The organism is candidate division KSB1 bacterium (assembly GCA_034506335.1).
Taxonomy (GTDB): Bacteria; Zhuqueibacterota; Zhuqueibacteria; order JANLFK01; family Oleimicrobiaceae; genus Oleimicrobium.
The window spans coordinates 39848-58323 of record JAPDPR010000006.1; the positions used below are offsets into that span (position 1 = coordinate 39848).

At 60.2% G+C, this 18476-nt stretch carries 15 protein-coding genes; 11 read left to right on the plus strand and 4 right to left on the minus strand.

Annotated features, from left to right (window positions below):
* Nucleotides 1-21 precede the first annotated feature (21 nt).
* The 4 genes from ONB25_03565 to ONB25_03580 all read right to left on the minus strand — a co-directional run bounded on the left by ONB25_03565 (nucleotide 22) and on the right by ONB25_03580 (nucleotide 4351).
* Nucleotides 22-2610 (minus strand): GH116 family glycosyl hydrolase, encoded by a 2589-nt coding sequence (locus ONB25_03565; protein ID MDZ7391966.1) that lies wholly within the window; start codon nucleotides 2608-2610, stop codon nucleotides 22-24.
* A gap of 80 nt (nucleotides 2611-2690) precedes the next feature.
* Nucleotides 2691-2840 carry a hypothetical protein gene (locus ONB25_03570; protein ID MDZ7391967.1) on the minus strand — a complete coding sequence of 50 codons (150 nt, stop codon included), beginning with the start codon at nucleotides 2838-2840 and terminating at the stop codon, nucleotides 2691-2693.
* Between the two features lie 100 nt (nucleotides 2841-2940).
* On the minus strand, nucleotides 2941-3408 hold the full coding sequence (locus tag ONB25_03575) for a hypothetical protein (protein ID MDZ7391968.1): 468 nt from the start codon (nucleotides 3406-3408) through the stop codon (nucleotides 2941-2943).
* A gap of 46 nt (nucleotides 3409-3454) precedes the next feature.
* Nucleotides 3455-4351: a proline dehydrogenase family protein gene (locus ONB25_03580; GenBank protein MDZ7391969.1), complete on the minus strand. Its 897-nt coding sequence runs from the start codon at nucleotides 4349-4351 to the stop codon at nucleotides 3455-3457.
* Between the two features lie 171 nt (nucleotides 4352-4522).
* Here ONB25_03580 and ONB25_03585 point away from each other — a divergent pair, with 171 nt between their 5' ends.
* The 11 genes from ONB25_03585 (at nucleotide 4523) to ONB25_03635 (ending at nucleotide 18460) form a co-directional block, all read left to right on the plus strand.
* Nucleotides 4523-5293 carry an AAA family ATPase gene (locus tag ONB25_03585; protein MDZ7391970.1) on the plus strand — a complete coding sequence of 257 codons (771 nt, stop codon included), beginning with the start codon at nucleotides 4523-4525 and terminating at the stop codon, nucleotides 5291-5293.
* Nucleotides 5283-6146 (plus strand): ParB/RepB/Spo0J family partition protein, encoded by an 864-nt coding sequence (locus tag ONB25_03590; protein MDZ7391971.1) that lies wholly within the window; start codon nucleotides 5283-5285, stop codon nucleotides 6144-6146. Before ONB25_03585 ends, ONB25_03590 begins: the two co-directional genes overlap by 11 nt.
* Before the next feature lie 36 nt (nucleotides 6147-6182).
* Nucleotides 6183-7055: a peptidoglycan DD-metalloendopeptidase family protein gene (locus tag ONB25_03595; GenBank protein MDZ7391972.1), complete on the plus strand. Its 873-nt coding sequence runs from the start codon at nucleotides 6183-6185 to the stop codon at nucleotides 7053-7055.
* 40 nt (nucleotides 7056-7095) lie between these two features.
* Nucleotides 7096-7533, plus strand: a complete 438-nt coding sequence (locus ONB25_03600; GenBank protein MDZ7391973.1) for a polymer-forming cytoskeletal protein — start codon at nucleotides 7096-7098, stop codon at nucleotides 7531-7533.
* 215 nt (nucleotides 7534-7748) lie between these two features.
* Nucleotides 7749-10604: a tetratricopeptide repeat protein gene (locus ONB25_03605; GenBank protein MDZ7391974.1), complete on the plus strand. Its 2856-nt coding sequence runs from the start codon at nucleotides 7749-7751 to the stop codon at nucleotides 10602-10604.
* Between the two features lie 20 nt (nucleotides 10605-10624).
* Nucleotides 10625-15187: a tetratricopeptide repeat protein gene (locus ONB25_03610; GenBank protein MDZ7391975.1), complete on the plus strand. Its 4563-nt coding sequence runs from the start codon at nucleotides 10625-10627 to the stop codon at nucleotides 15185-15187.
* Between the two features lie 12 nt (nucleotides 15188-15199).
* Nucleotides 15200-15538 carry a hypothetical protein gene (locus tag ONB25_03615; GenBank protein MDZ7391976.1) on the plus strand — a complete coding sequence of 113 codons (339 nt, stop codon included), beginning with the start codon at nucleotides 15200-15202 and terminating at the stop codon, nucleotides 15536-15538.
* Nucleotides 15539-15627: 89 nt separating this feature from the next.
* Nucleotides 15628-16278: a MotA/TolQ/ExbB proton channel family protein gene (locus tag ONB25_03620; protein ID MDZ7391977.1), complete on the plus strand. Its 651-nt coding sequence runs from the start codon at nucleotides 15628-15630 to the stop codon at nucleotides 16276-16278.
* 1 nt (nucleotide 16279) lies between these two features.
* On the plus strand, nucleotides 16280-16831 hold the full coding sequence (locus tag ONB25_03625) for a biopolymer transporter ExbD (GenBank protein MDZ7391978.1): 552 nt from the start codon (nucleotides 16280-16282) through the stop codon (nucleotides 16829-16831).
* Nucleotides 16832-16861: 30 nt separating this feature from the next.
* On the plus strand, nucleotides 16862-17395 hold the full coding sequence (locus ONB25_03630) for a biopolymer transporter ExbD (GenBank protein MDZ7391979.1): 534 nt from the start codon (nucleotides 16862-16864) through the stop codon (nucleotides 17393-17395).
* Nucleotides 17396-17422: 27 nt separating this feature from the next.
* The gene (locus ONB25_03635) at nucleotides 17423-18460 is read left to right on the plus strand and encodes a TonB family protein (protein MDZ7391980.1); all 1038 of its coding nucleotides are present in this window, start codon (nucleotides 17423-17425) and stop codon (nucleotides 18458-18460) included.
* Nucleotides 18461-18476: the final 16 nt, after the last annotated feature.

Sequence of the window (18476 nt, forward strand, 5' to 3'; positions counted from 1 at the left end):
GGTCGTTTCTCCTGGCTCGTCTCATTGGAGACGCACCTTGACCTCATGCCGTACATACTGGTCGGAGGGGGCTTCCAGCTGCAGTCGGGCTGCATACAACCCGTCGCCGCGCCGCTCCAGGGTCAAGCCCTGTGCTTCAGTGATTGGCCGCTCGCTGTGGAGAAGCAGCTCGTACTGGCGCGCTCCGCGTCCCTCCAGAGTCAGGATGTGCCAATCGTTTTGCGATGAATGACGGATCAGCTTCAACCCCTGGGGCGGGTCGCCGACGTGCGGCGAGGGCACGGGCGGGACGAGGCTCAATCCGGCGGTATAATCGATCTCCACGACTGCTGCGGTCTCCAACGGCAGCTTTACTGAACAGTGGACCGGCCCCAGGGAGTCGCTCGCGGTAAACGGAGTCGCCAGGCCGTTGACGCGCACTTGGTGGACCGTGGAACCGTGTGGCAAGAATGGGGCGCAGGTGAACTGGAACTGGCCTTGCCCCTCGTGGCGGCACTCGATGCGCAGGCCGCTATGGGTGCGCATGTAACGGAAATGGAAGAGGTGGTCGCCAAGCCGGTAGTTGTTTACCTCGAACTGCTTCCACGTACTGGGGACCTGGGGGCTGAATTGGACCACCCGCTGCAGCGCGTCGCCCTGCAGGCCAAGCATACCGCGCACGAGGGCGTGCACGAATTGCGAGGCCCCGAAGAGCTGGTGGGGTACTGAGGTGTCAAGGGCACGATAGCGGTCGCCGGCGAGAAGCTCAGTGTGGTAACCGAGCGCATCGGCGGTAGTAAGTCGGGCGATGTCCATCAGATGCAGGAAGCCGGAGACGCTCCGGCCGTAACGGTACTCGGCCATGCTCACATAGCCGGTAAGAAATGGCCAGACCGCGCCGTTGTTGTAGCTGAGCGGCTCGTAGGCGGCGCTCTGGTTGGAAAGCATGCGAGTCCCCCAGTCGGTGCTCAGCTCCGCGGAGGCAAATCGGTCTAGCATGGGGGCAGCTTGCGCCGGGGGAAAGAGGCCGAAGAGAAGTGGCACCGCCGGCCAGCTCGTGACCTCGTCGTTGACTCCGCCCTCCTTTGCCAGGGCGAAGTTAATGAGGCCTTTCTCCGGATTGGCGAAGCTGGTCTGCAAGGCGCTGAGGGCACGGGCGTACCTGGTGCGAGTGTCCCTGGCCACAGTTCCCTTGCCCAGGGCTTGAGCCATGGACTCCAGCGACCGGAGGGCCTGTACCCAAAGCCCCGCGACGTAGATGTCGGTGCGAATGTTCTGTCGCAGAGAGCCTAGCTCAGCGGCGCCCAGACCGGCCTTGCTGTTGTCCATTAGCCCGTCGCCGTCTTCGTCGCACCCCAGGCACCAGTGGTAGGCCTTGAGGAGCGACTCCCAACTAGCGCGCACAAAGGCTATGTCGCCACTGGCGCGCAGGTAGTCTGCCATCTGCACAATGTAGAAAGGGGTGATGTCGCCATGGATGTAGCCGTATGGGTACTCTTCAAACCAGGGTAGCAGGCCGCCGGCTTGCGAGAGCTCGTGCATCATCTTGCCATCGGCCCGCTGCCGGCGCTGCAGAAAGCGGAACGCCTCGCGCACAGTGGCAAAGTCGCCATACGCATTCATGGCCATGGAGTTCATGAACGCGTCGCCACCGAAGAACCAGGCGAAACCGGGGCGCCGACCCACCCCGGAGGTGCCATACCCAGCAACCAAGCCTCGACCCAAGTGCGGATTGTCAACAAGTCCTTTGTCCAACGCGACGCGCGCCCAATTGAAGGCCAATTCCAGTTCTGGGTCAGGCAGGTTCAGCGCCAGAAAGTCACGCTGCAAACGGTCGTAGTGCGCGCGTGTGTCCGCCAGAAGCTCCTCGGCGTGGACGAGCAGACGCCTATACGTGGCCCTCAGCCCTTCGAGGCCAGGCGTGGTGCTTCCCGCGATGACGATAGGCAAAAAGTAGCGCGCACTCTCCCCTGGTTCCACGTGCAGGAGGAAGCGCATCGGGCTGGTCGCCAGCTCGTGCGCCGGCGGCGAGGACAAGCGTCGCCCATACGGCGAGCCGATTGCCGCCGAGTACTTAAACCTGCTTTCTGAGATGACGTAAAGCTGGTTTTCCTCGTCCCAGTAGCAGAATTGGCCCCCCATGCCGCCGGGCCACATCGGATTCAGGTCCGGGAAAAAGCTGACCACCAACGAAAGGGGGCTTTGTGTCTCCACGTCCAATAGGATGACGATCCCGGGTTCCTCCAGAGGCGTAAAGCAGGTCTGGCGCAGCGTGAAAGACGGGTCCGAATATACGATGGTCAGTGCCTCAGGCCTTACTGTGATGGTGCGGGCAATGCGCGTGGCGTCGAAGGGGTAAGCCTGTCCCTCCATAAGCACAGCAAGCTGCAACCCATGGAGTACCTTGAAGGGGTAGACCCACGCCTCAAAGATCCCCTCCTCATGGCCGAGGAGGGCGGCCTTGCGTCCCACTGCCTCGCAATAGGTGCCCGGTTGTACTGGACGCTGAAGGGTGAGCGGTCCGTTTTCTATCGCGAACTTGGGCATTGGCTGCCACTGGTCAGGTCCGCCTAGCACCAGCCCCTGTACAGTCAGCACGGTGATGCAGAAAGCAATGGCCATACGCTTCATGTCGGCATTCCCTCTCTCATTGGCGGCCGGTCCGGCCTACATAGAACGCCCTCAGCGCCCGAACGCTTCAAAGGTTCTGTCTACTCTCCTTGCGCCTGCTGGACCTCACCGTTTTGAGCGGCGGGCAGTTTCCGTCGGGCCAGCGTGTGCTCCGCCGTCCTTATTTGCTTCGGCGTGTAGTGAAGGCGGTCCTTGTACTTGAGAATCTTCTTGGCAACCCTCTTCTTCACAGCGTACATCCCTCCTTGTCCCAAGCTCTCTGAAGTAGTCGCGTCCATGGTTTCGCCACCGTAAGGGTGGTCCGTCACCGTGATTATAGTGCTGCCAGCCTTACGATTTGCGAAGCGCGGAAAGGGCAAAAAGGATGACGCCCACCAGCACCAGGACCACACCCCAGAATCTGCCCAAGAGTTGATTCAAGACCATGAAGAGCGCCGCCGCGATGATGAGCATGATGGCCACGGACAGGCTGTTGGATTCACGGGTAAGCGCATACAAGACAAGGAACGCGCCCCCAGGAGCGGCAAGGAACAGAGGCCAGAGCTGGGCCATCTTGTCCCACCCGAGCAGTGCGCAGTAGAGGAAAAGCAGGCTGGCCAGGCCCACCATGATGCCTCCCAGAAGAAGAGAGGGGCTGCGCGGGCCGGTGAAATAGGCGGCAGCCATAGCGACGCCGATGGTCAACGGAATCAGGGGCCAGAGAGCGCTGATGCTGAATAGCTTAGTGGCGGCCAACAGAAGAACCACGCCCCCGGCTATGAGCGCTATGCCTAGAATGCGCAGGCTTGAGGACGACATAAGGAGACCCTCCTTTGATTTTGTTCGCCGTGACTTTCACCGCATGCTACCGCCGGAACAGACTTTTCACGATATACCCGGCTATCTGGGGATTCTCTCGGAGCCGGCGCGTCGAATACGCGTACCAGTGTTTACCATACGGCACGTACACACGCAAGCGATGGCCATCACTGACCAGGATGCTGCGGAGGTCTTCTTTTACGCCCAGGAGCATCTGGAACTCGTACTGATCGCGGCGCAGGCCAAGGGTGTGAATGATGCGCAGCGCGTGCCAGACCAGGCGCTCGTCGTGCGTGGCGATGCCCACGTAACAGCCGTTGCGCAGCATGAGCTCCGCCAAGTAGGCAAAGTTGTAGTTGACAATCTCAGGGTCCTTCCACGCGATCTGGTGCGGTTCCACGTAGATGCCTTTGCACAGCCGAAAATTGGCCTTGTGCCCGATGAGGCGTTCCGCATCCGCCAGGGTGCGGCGTAAGTAAGCTTGAAGCACGATGCCAACATTGTCATAGTGTTCGCGTAGGCGCAGGTAGAGGTCAATAGTATCGGAGGTGCAGGAGGAGTCCTCCATGTCGATGCGTACAAAGTTACCGTGGCGGCGTGCTTCCTCAAGGATGCCAGCTACTGTGCGGTAGCACAGGTCCTTGTCGAGCTTTAGCCCCATCTGGGTGAGTTTGAGGGAGACGTTGGCGTCCAGCTGGTGGTCGGCGATGGCCTGCAAAGTCTGCACATAGGCCTGAGCTGCTGAGGCCACCTCTTCGCGGCGAGTGACGTCTTCCCCGAGCACGTCCAGGGTAGCGCACATCCCCTGGGCGTTGAGCGTCTTGGTCACGCGAATGGCGTCTGCGAGCGTGGGGCCGGCAATGTACGGCTTGGCGAACTGCTTGACGATGAACCGGGGCACAGCGGGCATGAAAAAGACAATAAGGCGGTTCAGGAGCTTCATAGTCGTCGTTCTCCGAAGCTGGACTGACCTATTTCTGCGCGCAGCCGGAAATTACAATCTTCTGTGCGAATTGTCAAGAGAAAAGCGCGAGTGCACGGGGCAACTTTTGTCTTGCTTTTCTTTCGCCAATGGATTATATTAACGCCGGTTACGGGAGTGAGGGCGAGCGTCGTGAAACGGCACAAGGTCATCGGCATAGCCAACCAGAAAGGCGGGGTCGGCAAGACTACGACGGCGGTCAACCTTTCTGCGTGCTTGGCCGTGGCCGAGTATCCGACCCTGCTCATCGATATCGACCCACAGGCGAACAGCACCAGCGGCCTGGGCATCGACCCGCGCTCGACGGAAGCCAACATCTACAACGTGCTCATTGACGGGATGGATATCAACTCGGTTATTGTGCGAACCGAGTTGGAGTATCTTGACCTGGTCCCCTCTTCGATCGACCTTGTGGGTGCGGAGGTGGAATTGGTTTCGGCTATGTCCCGGGAGCACCGCCTGCGGCGCGCATTGGAAAAGTTGGCGCCCAAGTACCGGTTCGTATTCATCGATTGTCCTCCGTCGCTGGGTCTGTTGACCTTGAACGCACTGGCAGCAGCGGACTCGGTGTTGATCCCAATTCAGTGCGAATACTATGCATTGGAAGGGTTGGGGCAGCTTCTCAATACGGTGCGCTTGGTGCAGAAGCACCTGAACAGCGATCTGAAAGTAGAAGGTGTGCTATTGACGATGTTTGACAGCCGCTTGAACCTTTCCCTTCAGGTGGCCGAAGACGTGCGTCGCTATTTTGAGGGGCGGGTGTTCTCGACGGTCATCCACCGCAACGTGCGGTTGAGCGAGGCCCCGAGTTTTGGCAAGCCGATCATCCTCTACGATGCCATCTGTACGGGGGCCGAGAACTATATGCAGTTGGCCGAGGAGATCATCAAGAATGGCTCGTAAACCCGCGCTGGGCAAAGGTCTGCGAGCGCTCATTCCGGAGATTCCTCCGGGAGATGAGCAAAGCGTGGCAGCGATCCAGGACGTGGCCGTGGAGAGCGTGCTGCCGAACCCTTTCCAGCCGCGCGAGCACTTTGACGCCCAGGCCCTGGAGGAGCTGAAAGCCTCCATTGCCGAGAAAGGGCTGGTGCAACCCATCACTGTGCGGCGGTTTGATGGGCGCTATCAACTCATCGCCGGGGAGCGCCGCCTCCGCGCGGTGCGCGAGCTGGGCCTCCCCACCATCCCGGCCTATGTCCTCGAGGTCCAGAGCGATGAGGAGATGCTGGAGCTTTCCATCATTGAGAACATCCACCGCGAGGATCTTAATCCCCTGGAGGTGGCGCGTGGCTACCAGCGCCTCATCGACGAGTGCCACCTGACCCAGGAGGAGGTAGCGCAGAAGGTCGGCAAAGATCGCTCCACGGTAGCCAATTTCTTGCGGCTTCTCAAACTGCCGCGCCGCATTCAAGAGAGCCTGGCAAATGGCGAGCTGAGCATGGGCCACGCGCGGGCGCTGCTTGCTCTCAACAACAGCGAAGACCAGATTCGCATCTGGCAACAGACGGTCAAGCATGCCCTCTCTGTGCGCAAGGTGGAGGAGTTGGTGCGCGGGGCCTTGCAAGGGCCTCGCTTGCCGAAAGTACCGGAGAAGGAACTTCCTCCCCAGGTGCGGGAAATGGAGAACCGGCTGCGCCACGCCTTGGCTACCCAGGTGCACATCAAGCCACGTGGGCGCAGGGGCATCATCGAGATCGAATACTATTCGGACGATGACCTGGACCGTTTGATCGGCCTGATCTGTCGCACACTGTAGGGCCGCGCAAACTCAAGTGGAGGAGGGCGCAGGTTCGTGATAAAGCACAAGCGCCACAAACGAAGTGTGTCGGTCCTTATTGTGCCGGATGACAAGGGCGAGCCCATCACTTTTACGCTCAGCAACCGACGCGTGCAATGGCTGAAAGTGGGGGCTGTGCTCTTAGGGTTCCACGTCCTTCTGGGTTTTGTGGGCTACTGGCGTTACACGGTCGTGCACGGGGAGAATCAGAAACTGACCGTGGCCAATCAGGAGCTGAAGGAAAGCACCGCGCGCATTGCGCAGCTCAGCGCTGAGCTGGCGGCGCTGGAAGAGTCGCACAACAAGATTCGTGCGGCACTGGGTATCGGCGTGGAGACCAGGAAGGGTGGCACACACGGGGCCCCCGCGCGCGAGGCTATGACCCGTAGCCCGCAGGTGGCCACCGGTGGGCCAGAGTATCCCCCCCAAACCGAGCGCACCGACCGGGCTATGGCTTTCTTTGAAGACACCGGGGGCAAGGCGCATGATTATGCACGGAACTTGCCGACGCTTCTCCCGGTGCAAGGCTACCTGAGCGCCCGCTTCAGTCAAACGCCCGACGAGAAAGGCAAGACCCACCCGGGCATTGACCTGGTGGCGGATGCCGGCACGCCTATCCGCGCGGCAGCCGATGGCATAGTGGCATTTGCTGGCTGGACTCACGACTTGGGCAACATGGTGCTCCTGTATCATGGCGGTGGATTCTTCACGCTGTACGGACACGCGCGACAGCTGTTGGTCTCGTCCCGCGACTTCGTCCGCAAGGGGGACTATATCGCGCTCCTGGGGAGCTCCGGAGAAAGTTCCGGCCCTCACCTCCATTTTGAGATTTGGAAAGATGGGGTAGCCGTAGATCCCAGAGACTATCTTTTGGCATTGAAAGACTGAGCTGAGCAACTGGTAGGTCGAGTAGAGGAAAGAGGTGTGCATGTCGTGGAAGAAGGAAGGAGATGAACTTGGCAAAAGTGGGGAGCTGAGCACCATTATCGGGCGGGGCACGGTGATCGAGGGTTCCGTTGCTGTGGTGAACAGCCTTAGGGTGGACGGTCGCGTCAACGGCAACGTCTCGGCCACAGAGGCGCTGGTGGTCGGCAAGGATGGCGAAATCAAGGGGGAGATCAATGTGAACAACGCAGTAATTGGCGGCCATGTGGAAGGGAAGATCCTTGCCAAGGGCAAGGTGGTGCTCGAGTCGAAGGCCTACTTCCGCGGCGAGCTGCGCACCGCCAGGCTGGTGATTGACGAAGGCGCATTCTTCGACGGGAGCTGCCATATGGCAGAGCCACCTCGGGACAAGAAGCAGGTGGCAAAGCGCGCTGGCGAGGGCGAAGTCGTAGCCACCCTTGGCCAGAACGGAGGTGCTTGAGAGCGCCCTATCTTCATCCTTCCGACACCTTCCGGCACGAGTGGGCCGGAAGCGGCGGCCTGCGCTGAGGAATTCCTCTTGACATAGTGCCAAAATGTTCGTATAATACGGCAGACCAGCAAGCGGCGCCGCGGCCGCAAATGCCTTGCTGCACAAGAACAGAGCACGAGAGCGCAACTATGAGGTCTTCGAGGCGACACGAGAGGTGGAAAAGGGTGGGAGGCGTTCTGCTGTTCTGCATAGGCTGCCTTGTGTCGGGCCTTTTTGCCGCCCTGCTTTCACCTCCCCACGACCAGGAGGTCACCTCGGTCTTCCAAGAGCGGCTGCGCCAGTACGTCGCCTGGCAGAGCGAGGGCTTCCTCACCTGGCTTGTTGCCAAAGAGAAGCAGCTCGTTCAATTGATCAGGCTGGTTTCCCAAGAGACTGAGGCTCGTCTTAAGGAGGGTCAGCCCCCCCAGACGTTGGTCTTCCCCACAGTGTACGGTCCTGCCGATTCTTTAGCTGCTGCATATGCCCGCGAAATCCAGCAGCTGCTTCTCATTTACGACGACCTGAGCGCCCTGGAGCGGTCCTTGTCCGGCGAGGACTTGCAGCTATGGGAGGAGGTGGTGCGCACCAGGGATGAGGTTATCGCCGCTCTGGAGGACCGTAAGATCTACAGCGAGGTGGGGTATACTCCGACTGACCTTGGAGCGCTTGTCAAAGACTTCTCGCGCGAGGTGGATTCCCTTTTGGCCCTGTACGACCGACTGGCGCGTCTCGAGCGGACGCCTGCCGTCGTCGGCAATCCGCAGGCTCTTCAACAGATTGCCCAGCAGAAAGAGCACATAGCCACGGCCATTGCTCAGATCCGTCCCCCTTCGCCCGTGGCGCAACGGGTCGTTCAGGCCTACTTGAGCGAGGCTGACAGCCTTGTGAGGGTCCTCCGCATGCTGGACACCATAGTGGTCCCTGAGGGGGACAGTGCGGCTATCGTGCGGGAGACCCTGTTGCGTACTAAGTGGGAGCTGCTGGACAGAGTCGACCAGCGCATGGTCCGCCTGGCGGGCTACCAAGGACCTTTACCGGCCTCGGGGCTCACGGTCTCAGAGTTTCTGGCAGAGTGGGAGAGGGAGCGGACGGCCGACCTGGAGGCGCGCTTTGCCGCTTACCTGGTGGCAAAGCGGGCGCTCATTGAAACTGCCACCGACAAGCAACGCGACCGTATGCTGGCTCGCGAAGTGAAAGATGCCCTCGCCAACTATGCACAAGGTGACTATGTGCTCGCCGAACTCCAGCTGGCTGCAGTGCTAGAACATTACGGCCAGTACTACCGTGGCTTGGACCCTGTCATCTTCTACCGCAGCGAGTGCTTTTTCGCCCAGGGTTATCTCGATGCCGCCCTGTCCGGCTACCAGGAGATCGTCGACACGCAACCCGCCTCCGCATACTTCACCGAATCGCTTCTGCGCCTCATGCAAATCAGCGCCGTGTACGGGCGCAAAGCCGATTTCTACCGCTACTTTGACAAGATGCAGGAGGCTGCCGAGCGCGCTCACCCGCAAGAGCTCAACAAAGGCTACATGATGGCGGGGTTGGCGCAGTTTCGAGATGGACGCTTTGATGAGGCTTTGGCCACGTTGGCCAAAGTATCCCCCTCTTCCCCGCATTGGATGGATGCACGTCTTCTGACCGGCGTCATCTATGCTGCGCAGAACAACTATGCCGAGGCGGTGCCAGTGTTCACCTCCTTGGCGGATCAGGCCACTCTTCCCTGGACCGATCAGCGGGCGGTAGAAATCCGGAACGCCGCATTGCTGCGCTTAGGGTTGATTGCATACCAGCGTGGCGAGTACAGCCGGGCTGAAGAGTACTTTGCCCGCATTTCCTCGGGGTATAGGGAACTGGACAAGAGTGTGATCGCCGCGGCGTGGGCTGCGTTCAAGCAGGGCAACTATGAGTTGGCCCTTACCACCTGCCAGCGATTGGTGGCCGATTTCCCCGCGTCCCCGTATTCCTATGAGGCCTTGGTGTTGGCGGCGCACTGTAACCGCATCCTGGGCAAGAAAGACCAGGCGCTGGCTGCACATCGCTATGTGGCAGACGCGCGCGGGGCAGTGGAGGTGGCTGGTCAGTATCAGACTGAGTTGCAGCGGCTCATCGCTCAGGTCCAGGCGCTCAACCGCCTGGAAAGGGAGGCGCTCGACCGCAGGGACCTGCTCACCTACCCCGAAATAGTGCGGCTGAGAAAGGCCATCCAGCAGACGCTGGACACGGTCCGCTATCGCTCCAATCTTGGCGTGCGTTTACTCGCTGACCTACGAGATGAGACTCAGGGCCTGCTGGATCAGATTGAAGCCCTGGGTGTGCTGATTGCCGAAGCGCAGGCCGCTGGCCGGGAAGACCTAGCGGCAGAGGCGGAGGGGCGCAGGTTCCGGCTGCTGGAGATCCTCGCCGACCTCCATGCCAGGCCGGCGACACTTAATTCCAGCTACTTGCTCGATTTCCCCGCAGTGGCACGAGAGATGGAGATGCGCTACCGGGCGCAGTCCATTGCCACGGTGGTGCAGGAATTGGAGGCGGAGCGGAACCGCGTAGCCGCAAACCTTGAGGGCCTGCGCACCTTGCAAAACGGCGACAAGCCGCTCCCCTTCTCCGCGCAGTTCGAGCTGGAACTGATCGAGCGCCGCCTCCGCTCGTTACAGAACGACCTGAGCAGGTTTCGCGCGTGGGTGGCAAGTCAGCCGGTGGAGCAAATTGGATCCCAGCTCCAGGAGTGGGCTGATCGCGCGGGATTCGAGATGAGCGATATCGCCTACTCTTCACTGCAGGAGGAGGAGCAGGCGGTGGAGAGCTATGCAGAGCGCCTTGCTGCGGTGAATGCCTTACTTGAGGCGCGCCGCCAGGCGCTGAACGCCCACTTGGTCGAGCTCGACCGGCAGGTGGCCCAACTCCAGGCGGAGGCAGAGGCGAAAAGGGTGGCTCAAGAACGCGAGCAGCGGGCTCACTATTTCAAGACCGCGTACTTTGATACCACCGAACGCGAAGAGAGTGTCTCGCGCGTGGGGAGTCGTCCACGGCAACCGTACTAAACCGGGTAACGCTTATGCCCATGCAGCCCAGATCCTGGCTCGTCAAGGCCTTCATCGTAACGGGAATGGCTCTGGCGGTATTCGCCTCTGCGTGTGCGCAAACGCCGGCGGATTCCCTCGCCCGGGTGTTCCGTGGCCTGTTTGGCGACAGCACGCTGGCCTCGTATTCCCTTGAGGAACTGCAGGCCTATCGCCAGCTGTACGCCAGCCGGTTGGCAGCGCGAGAGCGCGAGCGTGCTGTGCTTCGCCAGCGTGGTATCCGCGATGCGGAACTCTTCATCGCCCAAAACCCCAACAGCCGGGTGCTCGATGAAGTGATGATGCGCCTTGCGGAACTATGCTTCGAGCAGGCGCAAGAGGAGTACCTTGCGGCAATGCGACAATACGAAGAGGAGCTGGCCGCATATGACCGCGGGGAAAGAGCGAATCCGCCCACTGAGCCTCGCAAGGATTTCGACAAACCGCTCGGCCTGTTGCAGGCGGTTGTGGAGCGGTTCCCGCACAGCGAGTATGTGGATGATGCGCTCTACAACCGAGCCTTCATCCTGGAAGATTTGCGCCAGGACACTGCAGCGGTGGCAGTCTACCAACGGGTGGTTCAAGAATTCCCCGAGAGTCCTTACGTGCCGAGCGCGCTGCTGCGCATCGGCGAGTACTACTTTAGTCCGCCGCGCAATGATCTTCACACGGCTATCCAATACTATGAGCGCGTCCTCCAGTACCGCGACAGCCCCCGTTACGACGAGGCGCTCTATCGCCTTGGCTGGAGTCACTACCGGCTAAGTCAATTTCCGCAAGCCGTCTCCTATTTTACCCTCCTGGCCGACGATATCGAGCGCAACATGCGGCTCGACCCCCAGGGAGTGTTCACCAACCCCGCCTTGAGAGACGAGGCCGTCGAGTACATCGGCATAAGTTTTCTGGACTACGGTGGGCCAGCAAGAGCGGCGCAGTACCTACAAGAAATCGGCCATCGTTCATACGGGGCCCAAATCTTGAAGCGCATGGGTGACGCCTACCTCAAGGAGAAAGAGGAGTACGCGAACGCGATCTACGCCTACCGCCTCCTCCTCGCCATGTATCCGGACAGTCCTCTTGCGCCTGTGGCGCAAAGCCGTATCGTCGAGGCCTACCGGCTGCTCAAGGATGAACCGATGGCCTATGTGAGCCGCAATCAGTTAGTGAGTCTTTACGGCGAAGGGAGCAGCTGGTGGGCAAAAAACACCGACGAGGCGACACGGTCTGAAGCACGACGGTTGGCAGAAGCGGCGCTGCGGGACAACATCGCCTTTCTCTACCAGCAAGGAGAGGCCACTGGTGACCGCGATTTCTATGAGCAAGCCGTCAGCGATAGCCGCAAGTATTTGGAAAAATTCCCTGCGGATAGCAGCGCCCCTCGTGTTCACTGGAATATGGCGCTGACGCTGGATACGCAGCTCCACGATTATCCCGCTGCCTATGCGGAGTACCTCCAGATAAGCCAACGGTATTGGAACTCGCGGTATCAGCGGCAAGCGGCGGAAAATGCCGTGGCTTTGGCGCGCGAAGCCGCCCGCGAACAGCTGGCAGCGGCCGAAGCCGAGGCGGAAACCAGCCGTGCGGTCTCCCGGGCGGAGGAGGTGAAGAGAGAATCTGCCGCGACCATCCACGCGCGTCTGGTGCACCCACCCACGCCTCTGCAGCCTACCGAGCAGAGATTGGCCGAGGCCTATGACAACTACATCATGCTCTTCCCCCATGAGCCCCAGACGGCCCGCATGCTGGTCAATGCCGGCGCATTGTACTACAACCACAACCAGTTCAAGGAGGCGCTGAAGTACTTCAAGACCCTGATCAAGCATTTTCCAGAGAGCGAAGAGCTGGCCGATGCGCGCTACATCCTCATGGAGAGCTACTTCGGTAAGATGGACTTTGCCAGTGCCGAGGTGGTGGCCAAGCGCATCATCCAGGATAATCCTTCTCCGGAGTTGGTCTCCAAGGCGCGCAGGCGGTTGGCCGAGTCCATCTTCTTGGCCGCAGAACTGCTCGCCGAAGCGGATGAGCACGCCAGTTCGGCAGAAGAGTTTAGGCGTGTGGTGACTGAAGTGCCGGAGGTGCCATTCGGCGACCTTGCCCTATTCAACTCGGCGCTGGAGTTTGACAAGGCCCAGGAGTTCAACCGGGCAATTGATGCATACCTGCAACTCCTCGCGGGGTGGCCTTCCTCCCCCTATCGCTTCGACGCCCTCAACAACCTGGCTTTCGACTACCGGGAGGTAAATGACTTTTATAACGCGGCGCTAACGTACGAGCGGCTGGCTTCCTTGCACCCGGATGCGGAAAAGGCCAAGGACGCTCTGTTTAACGCCAGCGTCTGTTTTGCCGCAAGCGAGGACTGGGGTCAGGCTATCCGCGTGAACCGCCTTTTCTTGGAGCGGTATCCCCAGGCGCGTGAAGCTGAGGACCTGGCCTATGATATTGCCGGGTACTACCTGAAGCTGAGAGACTGGCAGAAGGCCAGCGAGTCGTACGGCGAGTTTGTGGCCAAGTATCCGACCTCACCGCGGGTGGTGGAGAGTTACTATCGGAGGGGTGAATACTTTGCTGAGCAAGGCAATCGAGAGGAGGCAGCGGTAGAATACCGAAAGGCCGTGGCCAGCCATGACGAGCTCAAGGCCAAAGGTCTCCCTGGCAATGACTTTTACGCTGCGGAGGCGCTTTTTGCCCTGGCGGAGCTGGACTTTGCGCGGCTGGCTGCTATCGAGCTGCGCCTGCCCAAGGCCCGGCTGCAACGCTCCCTACAGGAGAAGCGGGAGTTGCTCCTGCGGCTGGTTAAAGACTATACACGAGTGGCCGGTTTCGGAACAGTGCGGCTGTACGAAGCCACGTTTCGCGTGGGGAACTGTTACGAAGAGTTTGCTCGTAGTTACGCCTGGCAAGAGATTCCCCGGATGGACCCCACTGAGGAGGTGGTGGCCCGCAACGAGGTGGCGGATGTTGCAGCCCAGCTTTACCGGCGTGCAGTCGATTCGTATCGCACTTCGCTAAGCGTGTTGACGCGCCTGGCTGAGAACTATCGCCGCCAACTCCCGGTGCCGCCTGGTGCTGACTCGGCCCAGGTAGCCGCAGGCGACAGTGTGCTGCGTGTGGCGCAGCGCTGGCTGGGCCGGTGCAAAGAGAAGGTGTGTGAGAACCTATACACCATTGCCGAGTTGAAGAAGGCCGCAGCCGAGCGCCTTCTGGCAGCCCCTCTACCTTTGGGGCTTGACCTCCTATCGGCGGTCGAATACCGGCGGCAGGTGTTGACGGTGGCCGCCAAGCCATGGATCCAGGGGGCAGTCGAGGCTTATGCAGAGACCGTGCAAGAGGGCGTCTCGTTGGGCGTGGACAACGCGTGGGTCCAGCAAGCCAGAAGTGCGGTTATTCGCGTGTCCAATTTGCTGCCTGACCATTTCGCTGCGCTTGCCACCGAGGTCTTGGATGACTACCGTAACCGAGAAGCCCAGTACCTTGCTCTTGTCGAGACGGGCGCCCAAGTCACCCAGGCGGGTGAAGACCTCGTGGAGCTTGCCGATCAGATGGCCAACCTTCTGGACTTTGGCGCGGCGTTTGCAGTCAACTTTACCTCGGGCTATGAAGAGACGCTCAAGCGCGCACGGGCGCATGGGTTTGATGGAGAAGGCTTGCCCACCACGGAAGAAAAGCTGACGCGGGGCCTGTTTAGCTACGTCGAACGCTTGGATAGCCTGTGCACCCTGACCAGACAACGAAAGGTGGACTTTGAAGCTGCTTATCGCGAGCGCCAAGAGCCGGTGTATCGCGATGCGATGCTCACCTTCGAGGACAACTATTTCGCCGCGCACGAAGGATTGTTGCGAATACTGGAAACCGGGGTAGGGGTCTGTGACTCGCTTGGGATCGACAACGTATGGTCAAAGAACCTGGTGCTCCATTTGGCCCGGTTTGCGCCTGACACCTACGCCGCTCGTGTGGGCTTGGTGGTGGTAGCCGACTCGGTGGCCACAGACCAGAGGTGGCGTGCTTACCACGAGTACGCTAAGGGATGGACGTCTCCGGGCTTTGATGAAGAGGGCTGGACGGTGCCGACCATAGTGGCGGTAGCGCGTGAGCCTGGTAGGCCCACAGGGTTTTACCTTTGGAGCGTACGACCCGAGACCGTGGCGGTGCATTTTGATACGCTGAAACAGGTTTTATCCTCAGACGTGGAATATAGACTGGGCCCAGTCGCTTACTTGCGCGGCACCTTTATCGTCGAGGGGCTGCCGGTGAACGCTTCGGTGCATCTGGCGGCTGATGCCTCCTACAACCTCTTTGTCAATGGTCATTACATAGCGCAAGTGGTGAACCCACCGGATAAGCCGCTCAGTGTCTACGTGCATGATGTCACGGATTTTCTCCAAACCGGTCCCAATGTGGTAGCTGTCCAGGCGAAAGATGAAGACGGCGAGGTGGAGGGGCTACAGGTGACGGTAAAATGGCGTAGCCTGCCCAACTGGGCGCAGACCAAGCAAAGTCTGAGACCGGTGGTTCTGGGGGAGGAGGAAAGGAGACAGCTGCTCGAAAAACGCGAGCAGATCCCATAGTGAGAGGGTGCCATGCGCAGGATCTGTGGTGTGATGTTGACGATCTTTGTCGTGGCGGCTGGAAGAGCCGGCCCTGCAGTAGCTCAGGAGAGAGCTCCGACCGCGCCACCGGCGGAGGTGAAGGAAGAGGTGTTGCCCCCGATCCTCATCGTCACGGTGGTAGAAAAGCCGAATGTGGCCATCTTGCCCAAGCGCATCAAGCCGGAATTCAAGACGCCGCTCTTCATCGACAGAAGCTTTGACCGTGAACTACGGCAACTCCCGCCAGGAGTGGGAGGCCTGCAAGAGGAGTTGGAGTCGGCGAAGCGCGTCCGCCGATTGGAGGAGCTTCTCCTGTCGAAGAAAAAGTAGCCTGGAGCTCTGCCCAGCGAATCTTGCTTCGCGGTTCAAGCGTTGGTGCCAGCAGGAACAAAGAAGTCTCACGGGATAGGAGGTGTTTCATGTCTGAATTAATCAGTGGATTCAGTCCCAGCAGTGCAGGATACGTATTCATGTGGGTGCTTTTATTCATTGCCGCCGTGGCGGTAGCCATCTTTATCGAACGCGCTTATTACATCAAGCTCAAGAGCGACATTGATGCGCAGAAGTTCATGGGCGAGATACGCAAGCGCGTCAAGGCAGGCGAGTACAAAGAGGCTCTGGCGTTGTGCGAGGCTGCCAAGGACAGGGCGCTGGCACGGGTGGTATCGGCAGGTTTGCGCAGGGTGAGCGAGAGCGAGACGGTCGACTTTCGGTCCATCCAGAACGCTGTGGATGAAGGCACCCTGGAGGTCATCCCCAAGCTGCAGAACCGGACTGGCTACTTGGCGATGATCGCTAACGTCGCCACGCTTGTGGGATTGATGGGCACCGTTTACGGCCTAATCATCGCCTTTCGCAGCGTCTCCGGGCCGGGCATCGACCCCGCCGAGAAGGCGCGTCTGCTGGCTGCCGGTATCGCCGTGGCGATGAACACCACTTTGTTCGGCCTGATCATTGCCGTGCCCACGATCGTCGCCTACACATGGTTGCACAGCAAGACTACCAAGATCATCGACGAAATCGATGAGCACATGGTCAAATTGATCAACCTGATAACAGGGAATCAATAGCATGGCATTTCGACCTTCACTCAGAAGCAGCCGCACCTTTGCGGAGCAGGTGGAGATCAATCTGTTCCCGGTCATGAACTTGATGGTGGTGCTTATCCCCCTGCTTCTGTCGACGGTGACCTTTGTGCGCATCGGGGTAATCCAGCTGGATTTGCCTCCGGCCACCTTAGTGCCTTCTGATAGGACGACCGGTTTGCCCCGCGAGGAGGAGCGGACCCTTGACCTGGCCGTGACTATCACCGACCGTGGGTTCTACATCTCCAGTGCCCTTGGCGTGCTGCGGGCCGCCGACGGCGGGCCGTACATTCCCAAGAAGCTCGGCGCCGACGGGGTGGAGGTGTATGATTTCGACCGTCTGTCCAGTGTGCTGGCTGAAATCAAGAGCAAGGCGCAGGGGAGGTTCAGAGACGACGAGCGGGTGATCATTCAGGCGGAGCCGAGCGTGCGCTACCAGGTGGTGGTCTCCACCATGGATGCGGCGCGTTCCTACCAGGTGGAGGGGCACACGGTGAGTCTCTTCCCACAGGTGGCGCTGGCGGCAGGTGTGCGGTGAGTGTTCCCCTTTCTTCTTGAGGACTAAGCCATGGCATACATCCCCTCGCGCATCAAGAAGCACGATACCAATCCTGGTAAGAGGTTTCTCAACCTCACCTCGCTGATGGACATGTTCACCATCATCCTGGTGTTCCTTCTTAAGAGCTACTCAACCGAAGGTGGCCTGATTCACCCCTCGGAAAACCTGACGCTGCCCAAGTCCACTGTGGAGAACGTTCCCGAGACAGCCCTGGACGTCATTGTTTCCAAGGAGACGGTGGTCGTCAACGACGAAGTGGTGGAGACTGTGGCCAACGTGGCGCAAGTGCAAGGTCTGTACGTACCTAGGCTGGGCGAAAAGTTGAAGCTTTATGCACAGCGAGCCAAGGAGGCGGAGCGGCAGTACGGGATCCGGTTCTCGGGCAGGGTGAACGTCCAGGCAGACAAAGACTTGGAGTACGGTATCCTCATGAAGGTGCTGGCGACCTGTGGCACGTGCGAATATGCCAACCTTCGGCTTGCGGTTTATCAGGTGGAGCGAGAGGGCGTGGCGACGACGGCCTCGCAGCCACCTGCCATGTAAGCGCGCCCGCATCGCCAGCGGAGGTAGATGGTGGTTTCGACTCAAATGGTGCTACCCGAGGAGTTTCGCAAGAGTCCTTTTGCCGAGGTGAGCCGAACGTTCTTGGGCATCCTTGCGGTTTCGATAGCGGTTCACGTTGGCGTGGTGGTCCTCCTTTTGTCGCGGCCTCGCACTCCTGATGGAGAACGCGGGCCTGCGGCAGATCAGGCCCGGCTTGCCACTCTTATCGTGCGGCACGCCGAAATGGCGCGGGAGGCTGCGGTTACTCGAAAGAAGGTGAGCGTCGACGTCCAGCATCCAGAGGAACAACCGACGGGGGCGCAGCCGGCGAGCGGCCGGTCTGGTACGGGGCCAACTCGCGGGGTTGGTGCTCAGCCTGGGGAACCGAAGGAGGCAGAACCGGCCTTAGCAGCAGGGTATAGCCGAACTCGCGAAAGATTGGCCGCAGAGGTGCGTTCACTTGGGGTCCTTGGTGTGCTGACCTCCGGCACCAGACCGGGGGGCCAGGACCAGGCACAAATGCTCATCGGGGGCACGGTGCCGCCTGCTGAGCTGGACGCCACGCTCGGTGGCATTGGTGGGCTGAAAAGCACAGGGACCTCCACCCCCGGGCGAGAGCTCCGCGGCGGGCGCGCCACCGAGGCGGGCACGATCGACAGTATGGTCGGCGAGCTGGGAACCCCAGTCGGCAGCAGCGTGCAGCGGGGCGGAAGCCTGGTGGTGGAACCAGTGACGCCACTCACCAAAGAGGGCGAAGTAACCACCCTTGCGGGCAGAGACCCGGACCAGGTCTCCAGAGTGGTGAACGGGCACAACGACGCAATCGAATACTGCTACCAAAAAGAACTGCGACGGAACCCAACCTTGCGCGGGAGACTAGCAGTTCGTTTTACCATTACCCCCGAGGGCAAGGTGAGCAGCGTCACGATAGTTTCCTCTACCCTGAATAGCCCCGAGTTGGAAAACTGCATCGTGCGGCGCATTCAGCGGTGGGACGACTTTGGCGTGGTCGACGCCTCGCTCGGCGAGGCCACTTTCCGCCAGGTGTATACCTTCGGCTTTTGAGCGCCGGTGGAGGTTG